The organism is Aeromonas sp. ANP5, assembly GCF_963870295.1.
GTDB classification, from domain to species: domain Bacteria; phylum Pseudomonadota; class Gammaproteobacteria; order Enterobacterales; family Aeromonadaceae; genus Aeromonas; species Aeromonas veronii.
In genome coordinates this window covers 67,460-81,366 of the sequence record NZ_CAWMRY010000007.1, presented here as the reverse complement: position 1 = coordinate 81,366, position 13,907 = coordinate 67,460, and the positions used below count along the sequence as shown (strand labels likewise).

Genomic DNA, 13,907 nt, shown 5'->3' with positions numbered 1-13,907 from the left:
TTAACCTCTTGAACCAAAGACGATGAAAGATGATTACGCAGCCTGTTCGGCACCCAGCAGATCCAGGAAGGCCTGGGGATCCGTGGTGCTGGCCAGCCGGTCGATGAGACCGGGTTCATCCAGTGCATTGGTCAGGCGGGTTATCACCTGCATGTGTTCGTCGTTGCGGGCGGCGATGCCGATCACCAGCCGTGCTACCTCATCGGCAGCCTCGCCAAAGGCAACCCCGGCCGGGTACTGGCAGATGACGATGCCGGTACGCTTCACAAACTCCTTGGCGGCGATGGTGCCATGGGGCACGGCGATGGACTCGCCGAGGTAGGTGGAGACCAGCTGTTCACGCTCCAGCATGGCGTTGACGTAGTCGGGCGCCACGTAGCCCCGCTCCGCCAGCAGTCGGCCTGCGGTCAGGATGGCGGCCTCCTTGTTGTCGGCTTTCAGTCCCAGATGCACGTCATGACGGCTCAGGGTAAAGACTTCGGCTGCCTGCGGCTCGTAGCTGTCGTCGTTGGCGGCCACCAGCAGTTGCGGGTTGGCGACGTCATCGTTGGCGGCGCGGCTCAGGCTCTGTACCAGCTCCTGATAGAGGCCGTTGTCGAGGAAGTTGGTCAGGGAAATATGGTGAGCGTTCGGCGCATGGCGACGGGCCCGTTCGGTCAGATCCTTGTGGGTAATGACCCAGTCCACCTGATCGTCGAGTTGATCGATGGCGCGGTTGGTCACGCTGATATCGAGCCCGGCGGCCTGTACCCGCTTGCGCAGCATGCCGGCGCCCATGGCGCTGGAACCCATGCCCGCATCGCAGGCCACTACGATATTGCGCACTGCCATCAGTTCGCCGCCCGGCTTCTTGGCCGCTGCGGTTTCGGGCTTGCCGCCCTTCATGGCTTTCATCTTGCGAGTGGCTTCACCGAGGGCATCGGCCTCGTCGGCTTCCGGCTGCTGGGCGCGAACGAACACGGCGGCCACCAGGAAAGAGACCAGAGTCGCGCTGATGATGGAGAGGGCGACCCCGATCAGGGAGGCTTTCGGCGTCATCAACAACACGGCGAAGATGGAGCCCGGCGACGCGGGGGAGACCAGACCGGCATTGAACAGGGTCAGGGTAAAGACCCCGGTCATGCCACCGGCGATCACCGCCAGAATGAGGCGCGGGTTCATCAGCACATACGGGAAGTAGATCTCGTGGATGCCGCCGAAGAAGTGAATGATGGAGGCGCCAGCCGCGGACTGCTTGGCCGCACCACGACCGAACACCATGTAGGCCAGCAGCACACCCATGCCCGGGCCCGGGTTCGCTTCAATCAGGAAGAAGATAGAGCTGCCGTGCTCGGTCGCCTGCTGGATCCCCAGCGGCGAGAAGATGCCGTGGTTGATGGCGTTGTTGAGGAACAGGATCTTGGCCGGTTCGACGAAGATGGAGGTGAGCGGCAGCATGTGGTTTTCTACCAGGAAGCCGACGCCACCGGCCAGCAGGCCGGAGAGCACCTTGACGAAGGGGCCAATCACGAAGAAGGCGAGGATCGCCAGCAGCATGCCGATAAGCCCGGCGGAGAAGTTGTTGACCAGCATCTCGAAGCCGCTCTTGACGCGACCGTCCATCGCCTTGTCGAAGCGCTTGATGGCCCAGCCACCGAGCGGGCCGACCATCATGGCGCCCATGAACATCGGGATGTCGGTGCCCACGATGACGCCCATGGTGGTGATGGCACCTACCACGCCGCCGCGCTCACCGCCCATCAGTTTGCCGCCGGTATAGCCAATCAGCAGCGGCAGCAGGTAGGTGATCATGGGGCCGACCAGCTTGGCCAAGGTTTCATTGGGCAGCCAGCCGGTGGGGATGAAGAGGGCGGTGATAAAGCCCCAGGCGATAAAGGCGCCTATGTTGGGCATGACCATATTGGACAGGAAGCGTCCAAAATTCTGTATCTTGACTTTGGTATCCGGTGATAACATGTCGGGACCCCGTTTTAAGCCTGTTTGATTAAAAGTGGTAGTCGGGATGGCCGGTTTTGCCGAACCGCCATCCCGGTCGTCTAAGCAACTTCAATCTACCAGCTTGCGATCAAATTAGGCTGAAAACGGGGTGTCTTGTGATCCAGCTCTCAGATACCCCGTCATGCCCCCTCCAGAACTAGTGACCTGTGTCACATTCACATGCTGTAATTCGGCTACATTTCGATATTTTCTGTTTTGAATGACCATTTTTTGTGATTTAGATCACCAGCTCAGCTTTGCCGCTCCTTCGCGCAAAGGTGATTTGCATCACAAATTCAGTTTTTGTATTCGAATGGGACAAATCACTCAGTTACTCATCAGTGGGTAGTGGCGATGGATCTATCGAAATACTCCATTGCTTACCAATGAATCAATAAATTTGTAACCCGATTTCAGTTTTTACGGTCGGCGATGAGGGCTCTTTTGCGGCTGATTGATGGGAATGGGCGCCAACATGCAGGATGTGATTGCGCGGCTGACGTTCGGGGATCTTGCTTGCCGTGCAGGGCTGATAGCAGATAAAAACAAACCGCCAGCAGGCGGTTTGTCAGTTTTTGCGATCTGGCCCCTGTGGAGGCAGCGGCTCAGTAGAAGCCGGCATCCTCGGGAGAGGGGCGGGTCTTGAAGCGGCGATGGAGCCACATGTACTGCTCCGGCGCCTTGCGCACAGCGGCTTCAATCTCGCGGTTGGCGCGGGCGGCATCAACCATGTCATCTCCGCTCGGGTAGTCGGCGAGCGGCGCGCCGATATGCAGGGTGTAACCCTCGCTGGTGCGGATGTTGTAGCAGGGCAGGGTGACGGTGTTCTTCACCCGCGCCAAGGTGGCGGTGCCGGTGATGGTGGCCGCCTGCTCTACCGCGAAGTAGGGCACGAACACGCTGGCGTGGCTGCCGTAGTCGTGATCCGGTGCATACCAGAGGGCGTCGCCGTTGCGCAGCGCCTTGATCATCCCCTTCACATCCATCCGGTCTACCAGATATTTGTTGGAGGCACAGCGCCCGTGGTACTGGGCATACTCCAATACCGGGTTGGTGTTAGGGCGATAGACCCCGACCCCGGGGCGTACCAGCCCGAAACAGCGGGCGTTGAGTTCCAGCGTCAGGAAGTGGCAGGAGAGCAGCAGCATGCCCTGACCTTTTTCCATGGCGGCGATGACGTGCTCTTCCCCTTCCACCTTCATCAGGTTGCGCATCCGCCAGTCTGGCCAGAACCAGGCGATCCCCACCTCGAACACGGCGCAGCCCACGCTCTCGAAGTTTGCCTTAAGCAGTTTCTCCCGCTCATCCCGGGTCAGCTCGGGCATCGCCAGCTCCAGATTGCGACGGGCAATCTTGACTCGGGACTTCAATATCCTGGCGGCGAGACGACCGAGCTGACGGCCCAGCCACATCTGGCTACGCCACGGCAGCAGGGTCAGCAGCCAGAGCAGGCCGAGGCCGAACCAGCTGGCCCAGTAACGGGGATGAAACAGGCGGGGCTCCAGGCGGGGAGCGTTGTCGTGGGCCATGGCTAATCTCTTGTTCGCAAACACAATCGGGGGATTCTAGCCGAAAAGGGGGGGCGGGGGCGAATGGCTGTGTGCTGGTCAGAGGGGTAGCCTGCGTCCGGTTAGCGTGACAGCGGCGGCAACTGCGGTCGGCTTTTTCTACACCGGATAAAAGAGTGTGATAAAATCGCCCGCTGATTTTTCAGGTTTTGAGAGTCGATACAGATGAAGATCACCCTGCCCGATTTTGAAAAAGCCCGCGTTCTGGTCGTTGGCGATGTCATGTTGGACCGTTACTGGCATGGCCCTACCGGTCGGATCTCCCCCGAGGCGCCGGTGCCCGTGGTCAAGGTTGAACACATTGAGGAGCGTCCCGGTGGCGCGGCCAACGTGGCCCTCAACTCCGCCGCCCTTGGCGCTCATGCCGTGCTGCTTGGCCTGACCGGTCAGGATGAAGCGGCCGATGCCCTGGCTGGCCAGATGGCTGGCGTCAAGGTGGCCTGTGATTTCGTTCGTCTGGCCGACTTCCCGACTATCACCAAGCTGCGGGTGCTGTCACGCAACCAGCAACTGCTGCGTCTGGACTTTGAAGAGCCCTTCCACTCCGTCGATGCCACCCTGCTAATGAGCAAGGTCGAGCAGGCGCTGCCGAACAGCGACGTGATGATCCTCTCCGACTATGGCAAGGGTGCCCTCAACGACGTGCCCGGCATGATCCAGCGTGCCCGTGCCGCCGGTATTCCGGTACTGGTCGATCCCAAGGGGACCGACTTCGAGAAGTATCGCGGTGCCACTCTGCTGACCCCCAACATGTCAGAATTCGAGGCCGTGGTGGGCAAGGTGAAGAGTGAAGAGGAGCTGGTTGCCAAGGGGCTGGCGCTGGTCAAGCGCTTCGACCTGGCGGCCCTGCTGGTCACCCGTTCCGAAAATGGCATGACCCTGATCCGCGAAGGTCAGCCGGAGCTGCACCTGCCCGCTCAGGCCCACGAGGTTTACGATGTGACCGGTGCCGGTGATACCGTGATCTCCACCCTGGCCACCTCGCTGGCTGCTGGCAAGAGCCTGGATGAAGCCTGTGCGCTGGCCAATACCGCTGCCGGTATCGTGGTCGGCAAGCTGGGTACCTCTACCGTTAGCCCGGTCGAGCTGGCCAATGCACTTTACACCGAGCAGGAGACAGGCTTTGGCGTCATGTCCGAAGCCCAGCTGAAAGTGGCGGTTCGTGCCGCCCGTCTGCGCGGCGAAAAGGTGGTGATGACCAACGGTTGCTTCGACATCCTGCACGCCGGCCACGTCTCCTATCTGGCCAGCGCCGGCAAGCTGGGGGATCGCCTGATCGTGGCGGTCAACACCGACGAGTCGGTTCGCCGTCTGAAAGGGCCTGGTCGTCCGGTCAACCCGACCGAGCGCCGCATGGCGGTACTGGCTGCGCTGGGCGCGGTGGACTGGGTAGTGCCGTTTGGTGAAGATACCCCGCAGCGCCTGATCGCCGAGATCCTGCCGGATCTGTTGGTGAAGGGCGGTGACTACAAGCCGGAAGATATCGCCGGTTACGCCGAAGTGACTGCCAATGGCGGTGAGGTGCGCGTTCTCAACTTCGAGGATGGCTGCTCCACCACCGACATCATCAAGACGATCCGCGAGCGCGGCTAACGTTCTGCTGGCTCCGCAATCTGGCGGGGCTCACTATCGGCGGCTGCAAGCCGGCAGAAATACGGATAACAAAAAGGCGACCCTGCGGTCGCCTTTTTCATGTCCGATAACGGCTATCAGCCTTTGGCTTTTGCCGTGGCGGGCATCAGACCCTGGTTCACTTCCACCAGATCCTGCGCTTCCAGAATACCGGCAGCCTGTTTCAGGTTCAGGATATTGAGAATGTAGTTGTAACGGGCTTCGGAGAGCTTCTGCTTGGCCTCGTACAGCTTGCGAGTAGAGTCCAGCACGTCGACGATGGTACGGGTCCCCACTTCGTAACCGGCTTCGGTCGCCTTCAGGGCGCTGTCGGCGGAGACCACAGACTGGCTGTAGGCGCGCACCGAGCCGATGCTGGCGTTCACGTTGTTGTAGGAGGAGCGCACTGTGCTCTGCACCGAGCGGAAGTTCTTCTCCAGCAGCTCGCTGGCCGCTACGTAGTCGTACTGAGCCTGCTTCACCTTGGAGCTGGTGGCGCCACCGCTGTAGATGGGCAGCTTGAAGGTCAGGCCGATATTGGCCTGATTGTCATTGCCACCGCTCTGAATGCTATCCAGCTTGTAATCGGTATTGCTGGTTTGCAGTCCGGCATCCAGACCCAGCGTCGGCTCATGGCCGGTCTTGGCCAGATCGATCCGCTCCTTGGCAATGTCCTTGCTGATGCGGGCACTGTGCAGTTGCAGGTTTTTGTCCAGTGCCAGTTCCAGCCACTTGTCGGATCCGAAAGCGGTCTTCTGCGGGCTGAAACGATCGGTGTTGAGGATGTCCAGGTTGCGGTGATCAACACCGGTCAGCTCGCGCAGGGTCTCGTAGCTGTTATCCAGAGTGTTCTCGGCATTGATCTCGTCAGCCAGCGCCTGGTCGCGGGAGGCTTCGGCTTCATGGACGTCGGTGATGGCGGTCAGGCCCACTTCGAAACGCTGCTGGGTTTGCTCCAGCTGACGCTCTACCGCAACCTTGTTGGCACGGACAAATTCCAGGGTATCCATCGCCTTGAGCACATCAAAGTAGGCTTTGGCGGTGCGCACCATCAGGTTCTGGATCTCGAGGTTGTAGGCGACATCTGACTGGGTGGCCTGCTTCTCGCTGATATCCAGATTGACCCAGTCACTGCGACGATAGATAGATTGAGACAGCTTTACCTCACCCTTGGCGTTGGTATTGCTCTGGGTATCGTTCTTGTTTTGCAGATAATTGAGCCCGGCACCCAGATCGATCTGGGGCAGCAGAGGAGCGCGGGATTCGTTGATCTTCTCGAAGGCCTGGTCGCGAACGGCTTTGGACTGCAGCAACTGCGGGTCTTTAATCTGGGCTTGCTGGTAGATGTCGAGCAGGTTTTCGGCATGGGCACCGGCACTGACGCCCAGCAACACCATGACTGACAAAAGTGTTCTTTTCATAGATCGTTTTAACCTTATGTAGTAACCCAAACTGGTTGCTGGAGAGGCAAATATTGTCACCGACCAAGCTTGATTGCAGCTTAATCACTCTACTATAAGCAAAATTTAATGCTAAGAGTCTCAGGTCCGGTGACGGGAACGTCAAGAACCGGACGCAGTTTTCTCCCCGCGCGCCTAGCCAAATGGTCTGTGGCTGCTAAAATCCACCCCTCATTACCATGGCACACCGAGTGAATGAACGTTCATTCATGTTCCTCGGATTTTATGGTCAAACTGATACAAGTCAAGCTGACGGGAGCCCCGGATGTCGCAGCAACCCTTGCCGCAAGATCGGCAGTACGCCGCCGATGATGTAAAAATCATTGAAAAATCAGCTGGATATAACGGCTTCTTCAAGGTGAATGTCTATCGTCTGCAGCATCGGTTATTTGCAGGCGGCTGGAACCAGCCCATCGTGCGCGAGCTGTTCGAGCGGGGCCATGCCGCCGCGCTGCTGCCCTATGATCCGGTACGCGACCAGATAGTACTGGTGGAGCAGTTCCGCATCGGCGCGATGGAGACCAGCCCGACTCCCTGGCTGCTGGAGCTGGTGGCCGGCATCATCGACGAAGGTGAGACCGCCGAGGCGGTGGTGCGTCGCGAAGCGGTAGAAGAGGCCGGGATCGAGGTGGCCCGCTGCGAGCATGCCATCAGCTATCTGGTGAGCCCGGGCGGCAGCACCGAGCGGATCGAGGTCTTTGTGGGCGAGGTGGATGCCAGCAAGGCCGAGGGGCTGCACGGTCTGGCTGATGAAGGCGAGGATATCCGGGTGCACGTGGTGAGCCGCGAACAGGCCTATGCCTGGCTGAAAGAGGGGCGCATCGACAATGCGGCCTCGGTCATTGCCCTGCAGTGGCTGGCTCTCAACCACGGCCAGCTGCGCGCCCGCTGGCTGGCGGATCGCTGAGGTGGCGATGACCCTGCAACAGAGCAGGCGCTATGTGCCTGATCTGATGTCCTTGCAGCGTACCTGCGAGGTCAACTACATGGCACTGATGAAACTGCTGCCGCCTGATGGGGAAGTCGGGGCCGAGCGCCGCTATCGGGTCGGCAACGATCTGCAGTTCCAGCTCACCATCATTGGCGAGAGTCGCTTCACCAATCAGGTGATCCTGAGCCAGCACAACCCCGAATTGCCCGAATATTTACAAGCTCAGATAGAGATTCGTTTGTATCATGATGTGCGGATGGCGGAAGTGTGTGCAGCGCAACAGATTTCCCGTTTGCAACCACGTTATGATTATCCCAATAAAAAGATGCACCAGCGGGACGAAAAGGAGCAGGTAAATCTGTTTCTGGCCGAATGGCTAAAATTTTGTCTCAGACATGGTACCAGCCCGATCAATATCTCCAGTTGAACAAATAAAAAGAAGCGTGATTTTGGAAACAGAGCTCCCCCAGGCGCAGGACGGCAGTGTGCGCCTGTTGCAAATTACCGACACCCACCTCTTCGCGAGTGCCGAAGGGCGGCTGTTGGCTGTGCGCACCGCAGAGAGTCTGGCCGCCGTGCTGGAACAGGTGCAGGCCAATGAACACCCCTACGAGGTGATTCTGGCGACCGGCGATCTGTCGCAGGATCACAGCCCGGAATCCTATCAGCGTTTCGCCTCCATGATGGCGCCCCTGGGCCGCCCCATCTACTGGCTGCCCGGCAATCACGATGACAGCCCGCTGATGACCGAATATCTCCATGCCGCCGGGATCAGCGAATCCAAACAGCTGGTGGGCGAGCACTGGCAGGTGATCCTGCTCGACACCCAGGTGCGCGGCAAACCCCACGGCATGATTGGCGATCACCAGCTGGCCGCCCTCGACCGCGCCCTGCGCCAATATCCTGATCGCCACGCCCTTATCACCCTGCACCATCAGGCGGTGCCGGTGGGCTGCGCCTGGCTGGATCAGCACAATCTCAAGAATGCCGATGACCTGTTCGCCGTGCTGGCTCGTCATCCGCAGCAGAAGACCATCCTGTTCGGCCACGTTCATCAGGAGTTTGACGAGGTGCACCGCGGGGTGCGGCTGATTGCCAGCCCATCGACCTGCATCCAGTTCAAACCGCTCTCTGATGGCTTTGCGCTGGATGAATCCGGCCCGGGCTGGCGCTATCTCACCCTCTATCCGGATGGGCGGGTGGCCAGCGAGGTGTGGCGCCTGCCGGTGGGGCAGTTTGTACCCGACCCCAACGCCACCGGTTATTGAGGAGAGCATTCCATGAAATCGGTTCTCCTTTATCTGCACGGTTTCAACTCCTCACCGGGCTCCGCCAAGGCGCAGCAGATGGCTGCCTGGGTGGCCGCCAATCGGCCCGACATCGAGGTGATCATTCCAGCCCAGCCCAATACGCCAGCGGCGGCCTGGGCGGCTATCGAACAGACCATTGCCAATTTGCAGAGCTGCTATGGTAGTGAATTCAAGCTCGGCGCCGTGGGTAGTTCCCTCGGCGGCTTTATGGCGACTCGGGTCAGCGAGCAGTACGGCTGCCGCGCCGCGCTGATCAATCCGGCGGTGCGCCCGCACGAGCTGCTTTGCGACTACCTTGGCCCCCAGACCAATCCCTATACCGGGGAGCAGTACGAGCTGCTGCCTGAACATATGGATGAGCTGCGGGCACTGGCGGTACCGGTGACGGCGCCGGAGCGACTCTGGGTGCTGCAACAGCAGGGGGATGAGGTGCTCGACTATCGCAAGGCGCTGGATGAATACCTCTTTGCCCGCCTCTCGCTGGAGTGCGGCGGCAACCACGCCTTTGTCGCGTTCGAGCGCTACCCCGCCCAGATCATCCGTTTCCTCGGGTTATAGTCAGGTTTGAGTCAATAAGGGCGGTCTCGCCCTGCTTGTTCTTCTCCAGATCAAGCTTTCGGTGCGGGGAGTTTGTTCTACCCCCGCCTAGCAGTTAAGATTCCCTCCAAACGTCAATTCGCAAGGCCCTCCATGTCTACTCAATACAATGCGGATGCCATTGAGGTCCTCAATGGCCTTGAGCCGGTGCGTCGCCGCCCCGGCATGTATACCGACACCACCCGGCCCAATCACCTCGGCCAGGAGGTCATCGACAACAGCGTCGATGAAGCGCTGGCAGGTCACGCCCGCAATCTGGAGGTGATCCTGCATGAAGACCAGTCCCTCGAAGTGATCGACGACGGCCGCGGCATGCCGGTCGATATCCACCCGGAAGAGGGGGTCAGCGGGGTGGAGCTGATCCTCTGCAAGCTGCACGCGGGCGGCAAATTCTCCAACAAGAACTACCAGTTTTCCGGCGGTCTGCACGGGGTGGGTATTTCGGTCGTAAACGCCCTCTCCGATCGGGTCGAGGTGACGGTGCGTCGCGATGGTCAGGTTTACGACATCGCCTTCGAGCGTGGCGAGAAGGTGCAGGAGCTGACCATCACCGGCACCTGCGGCCGCCGCAACACCGGCACCCGGGTGCGCTTCTGGCCGCAGGCGAGCTACTTCGATTCGCCCAAGTTCTCGGTCACCAAGCTGGAGCACCTGCTCAAAGCCAAGGCCGTACTCTGCCCCGGCCTCACCATCAAGTTCCTCGACAAGAACACCGGCATCAAGCTGGAGTGGTGCTACGAAGATGGCCTCAAGGATTATCTGGTCGATGCGGTCAAGCAGTTCACCTGCCTGCCGGAGCAGCCCTTTATCGGCTCGTTCAGCTCCGAGCAGTCGGCGGTGGACTGGGCGCTCTGCTGGTTGCCGGAAGGGGGCGAATGCCTCGCCGAATCTTATGTGAACCTCATTCCCACTGCGCAGGGCGGTACTCACGTCAACGGTCTGCGTCAGGGGCTGCTCGACGCCATGCGCGAGTTCTGCGAGTTCCGCAACCTGCTGCCGCGCGGGGTCAAGCTGACCCCGGAGGATATCTGGGATCGCTGCGCCTACATCCTCTCCATCAAGATGCAGGATCCGCAGTTTGCCGGTCAGACCAAGGAGCGCCTCTCCTCCCGCCAGAGCTCTGCGTTTGTCTCCGGAGTGGTGAAGGATGCCTTCAGCCTCTACCTCAACAGCAACACCGAGCTGGCAGAGCAGATCGCCGAGATCTGTATCAGCAGCGCCCAGCGCCGGATGCGCGCCGCCAAGACGGTGGTGCGCAAGAAGATTACCCAGGGCCCGGCGCTGCCCGGCAAGCTGACTGACTGTAACTGCGCCGACCCCATGCAGGGAGAATTGTTCCTGGTGGAGGGTGACTCCGCGGGCGGCAGTGCCAAGCAGGCGCGGGATCGCGAGTTTCAGGCCATCATGCCGCTGCGCGGCAAGATACTGAACACCTGGGAGGTGGAGGCCGGTCAGGTGCTCGCCTCGCAAGAAGTTCACGATATCTCGGTCGCCATCGGGCTCGACCCCGACTCCAACGACCTCAGCGGCCTGCGCTACGGCAAGGTGTGCATCCTCGCGGATGCGGACTCGGACGGTCTGCACATCGCCACCCTGCTCTGCGCCCTCTTTGTGAAACACTTCCGCACGCTGGTGGAGAAGGGCCACGTCTATGTGGCCATGCCGCCCCTCTACCGGATCGATATCGGTAAAGAGGTCTACTACGCCCTCGACGAGGACGAGAAGAACGGCGTGTTGCAGCGGGTCGAGGCCGAGAAGAAGAAAGGCAAGGTGATGGTGACCCGATTCAAGGGTCTGGGTGAGATGAACCCGAAACAGCTGCGGGAAACCACCATGGATCCCAACACCCGCCGTCTGGTGCAGCTCACCATGGAGCCGGCAGGAGAGAGCGAAGGGGATGCGGCTGACGAGACCCTGCAGCTGATGGACATGCTGCTGGCCAAGAAGCGGGCGAGCGATCGCCGCGAATGGCTCGAAGAGAAGGGTAACCTCGCCATCATTTAAGCCGTCGGCTGGCCCGCACAGGGCCAGCAAGCATTTAGCCGGAGTCGCCCTGTGGCGGCTCCCGAACCGAAAGAGAAAATCACATGAGTGATGCTATCGAGCTCAGTCTGGACGGGGTAGAGCGCCAGCCAATGCGCACCTTTACCGAACAGGCTTACTTGAACTACTCCATGTACGTCATCATGGATCGGGCCTTGCCGCATATCGGCGACGGCCTCAAACCGGTGCAGCGGCGCATCATCTACGCCATGAGCGAGCTGGGGCTGTCGGCGCTCTCCAAGCACAAGAAGTCTGCCCGTACCGTGGGTGACGTGCTGGGTAAGTACCACCCCCACGGCGACAGCGCCTGTTATGAAGCCATGGTGCTGATGGCCCAGCCTTTCTCCTACCGCTACCCGCTGGTGGACGGTCAGGGTAACTGGGGTGCGCCGGACGATCCCAAGTCCTTCGCCGCCATGCGTTATACCGAGGCGCGGCTGTCCCGCTTCTCCGAGCTGCTGCTCTCCGAGTTGGGGCAAGGCACGGTGGAGTGGACGCCGAACTTCGACGGCACCATGAAGGAACCGGTAGTGCTGCCCGCCCGTCTGCCGCACATCCTGCTCAACGGGGTGACCGGTATCGCGGTGGGCATGGCGACCGATATCCCGCCCCACAACGCGCGGGAAGTGGCCTACGCCTGTGCCGAGCTGCTCGACAACCCCAATGCGGGTCTCGATGCATTGATGGCGCACATTCAGGGGCCGGACTACCCGACCAACGCCGAGATCATCACCCCGCGCGACGATATCCGCAAAATCTACGAGACCGGCAAGGGCTCCATCAAGCAGCGGGCGGTCTGGAGCGAGGAGGATGGCGACATCGTCATCACAGCGCTGCCTCATCAGGCCTCCGGCGCCAAGATCATGGAGCAGATCGCCGCCCAGATGGTGGCGAAAAAGCTGCCGATGGTCACCGATCTGCGCGATGAGTCTGACCACGAGAATCCGACCCGTCTGGTGATCGTGCCGCGCTCCAACCGGGTGGATGTAGAGGGGCTGATGGCCCACCTGTTCGCCACCACGGATCTGGAGAAGAACTACCGGGTCAACCTCAACATCCTCGGCCTCGACAACCGGCCGCAGGTGAAGTGCCTCAAGACCATCCTCAGCGAGTGGATCCAGTTCCGCCGCGAGACTGTGCGTCGCCGTCTGCAGTTCCGCCTCGACAAGGTGCTGGCTCGCCTGCACATCCTCGAAGGCTTGCTGATCGCCTACCTCAACATCGACGAGGTGATCGAGATCATCCGTACCGAGGATGAGCCGGGCAAGGTGATGGTGGAGCGCTTCAACATTACCGAGACCCAGGCCGAAGCGATCCTCGAGCTGAAACTGCGCCATCTGGCCAAGCTCGAAGAGTTCAAGCTGCGCGCCGAACAGAACGAGCTGGCCGAAGAGCGCGACAAGCTGGAGCTGATCCTGGGCTCCGAGCGCCGTCTCAACACCCTGCTCAAGAAAGAGCTGCTGGCCGATGCCGAGAAGTACGGCGACGATCGCCGCACCCCGCTGGTGGAGCGTGCCACCGCCGTGGCGCTGACCGAGAAAGAGCTGGTGCCGAGCGAGCCGGTCACCGTCATCCTCTCCGACAAGGGGTGGGTGCGCGCCGCCAAGGGCCACGACGTGGATGTCGAGGGGCTCTCCTACAAGGCGGGGGACAGCTATCTGGCCCACGCCTTTGGCCGCAGCAACCAGCAGGCGGTGTTCCTGTCGAGCTTTGGCCGCACCTACTCGCTGGAGGCGCACACCCTGCCCTCCGCCCGCAGTCAGGGCGAGCCGCTCACCGGCCGCTTTGCACTGGGCGCCGGTGAAGAGGTGCGTCATCTGGTGATGGGGAGCGAAGGCGAGCCGTATCTGATCGCCAGCGACGCCGGTTACGGCTTTGTCTGCACCTATGACGACCTCATCGGTAAGAACAAGAACGGCAAGGCGCTGCTTACCGTGCCGGAAGGGGGTCTGGTGATGGCACCCCAGAAGATTGGCTCGCCGGAGACCGATCTCTGCATGGCTATCTCCAACGAGGGGCGGATGCTGCTGTTCCCGATGAACACCCTGCCGGTGCTCGGCAAGGGCAAGGGCAACAAGCTCATCAGCATCCCCTCTGCTCGCGTCAAGGCGCGGGAGGAGTTTGTGGTGATGGCCGCCGTGATCCCGCAGGGTCAGTCGGTCACCCTGTTTGCCGGCAAGCGCAAGCTGACCCTCAAGCCATCTGATCTCGACTACTACCGCGGCGAGCGCGGCCGCCGCGGCGCCAAGCTGCCCCGCGGTTTGCAGCGTGTCGATCGTATCGAGATTGAACCCGCCGCCGGTGCCGAACCGGCAGCCGGGGAAAATCAGGAAGGGTAATTAATATAGAAGGGCGCGAAAGCGCCCTTCTTTATTAGAAGAAAAATCTAAGGGAAATAGATATTCTGTGG

10 protein-coding genes are annotated in these 13,907 nt (G+C 60.7%); 7 read left to right on the top strand and 3 right to left on the bottom strand.

Annotated features, from left to right (window positions below; all coding sequences use genetic code 11):
- Positions 1–33: 33 nt before the first annotated feature.
- The gene (locus tag AACT07_RS06110) at positions 34–1,956 is read right to left on the bottom strand and encodes a PTS mannitol transporter subunit IICBA (RefSeq protein WP_021231686.1); all 1,923 of its coding nucleotides are present in this window, start codon (positions 1,954–1,956) and stop codon (positions 34–36) included.
- A gap of 626 nt (positions 1,957–2,582) precedes the next feature.
- Positions 2,583–3,506 (bottom strand): LpxL/LpxP family Kdo(2)-lipid IV(A) lauroyl/palmitoleoyl acyltransferase, encoded by a 924-nt coding sequence (gene lpxL, locus AACT07_RS06105; protein ID WP_021231687.1) that lies wholly within the window; start codon positions 3,504–3,506, stop codon positions 2,583–2,585.
- Between the two features lie 204 nt (positions 3,507–3,710).
- Here lpxL and hldE point away from each other — a divergent pair, with 204 nt between their 5' ends.
- A complete protein-coding gene (gene hldE / locus AACT07_RS06100) occupies positions 3,711–5,138 on the top strand; it encodes a bifunctional D-glycero-beta-D-manno-heptose-7-phosphate kinase/D-glycero-beta-D-manno-heptose 1-phosphate adenylyltransferase HldE (protein ID WP_069526929.1) in 1,428 nt (475 codons plus the stop codon).
- 116 nt (positions 5,139–5,254) lie between these two features.
- Here hldE and tolC read toward each other — a convergent pair whose 3' ends face one another.
- Complete coding sequence (gene tolC / locus AACT07_RS06095; protein WP_069526928.1) at positions 5,255–6,577, bottom strand: outer membrane channel protein TolC; 1,323 nt, start codon at positions 6,575–6,577, stop codon at positions 5,255–5,257.
- A gap of 304 nt (positions 6,578–6,881) precedes the next feature.
- Here tolC and nudF point away from each other — a divergent pair, with 304 nt between their 5' ends.
- From nudF to parC, 6 genes are all read left to right on the top strand, one after another.
- Positions 6,882–7,523, top strand: a complete 642-nt coding sequence (nudF, locus tag AACT07_RS06090; RefSeq protein ID WP_069526927.1) for an ADP-ribose diphosphatase — start codon at positions 6,882–6,884, stop codon at positions 7,521–7,523.
- Between the two features lie 7 nt (positions 7,524–7,530).
- On the top strand, positions 7,531–7,974 hold the full coding sequence (locus AACT07_RS06085) for a DUF1249 domain-containing protein (protein WP_069526959.1): 444 nt from the start codon (positions 7,531–7,533) through the stop codon (positions 7,972–7,974).
- Positions 7,975–7,996: 22 nt separating this feature from the next.
- Complete coding sequence (gene cpdA / locus AACT07_RS06080) at positions 7,997–8,815, top strand: 3',5'-cyclic-AMP phosphodiesterase (RefSeq protein WP_069526926.1); 819 nt, start codon at positions 7,997–7,999, stop codon at positions 8,813–8,815.
- A gap of 12 nt (positions 8,816–8,827) precedes the next feature.
- Entirely contained in the window at positions 8,828–9,415 is a 588-nt protein-coding gene (locus AACT07_RS06075; RefSeq protein WP_069526925.1) for a YqiA/YcfP family alpha/beta fold hydrolase, read from the top strand.
- A 132-nt stretch (positions 9,416–9,547) separates the two neighbouring features.
- A complete protein-coding gene (gene parE / locus AACT07_RS06070; RefSeq protein ID WP_021231692.1) occupies positions 9,548–11,458 on the top strand; it encodes a DNA topoisomerase IV subunit B in 1,911 nt (636 codons plus the stop codon).
- An 83-nt stretch (positions 11,459–11,541) separates the two neighbouring features.
- Positions 11,542–13,836 carry a DNA topoisomerase IV subunit A gene (parC, locus tag AACT07_RS06065; protein WP_069526924.1) on the top strand — a complete coding sequence of 765 codons (2,295 nt, stop codon included), beginning with the start codon at positions 11,542–11,544 and terminating at the stop codon, positions 13,834–13,836.
- Positions 13,837–13,907 lie beyond the last annotated feature (71 nt).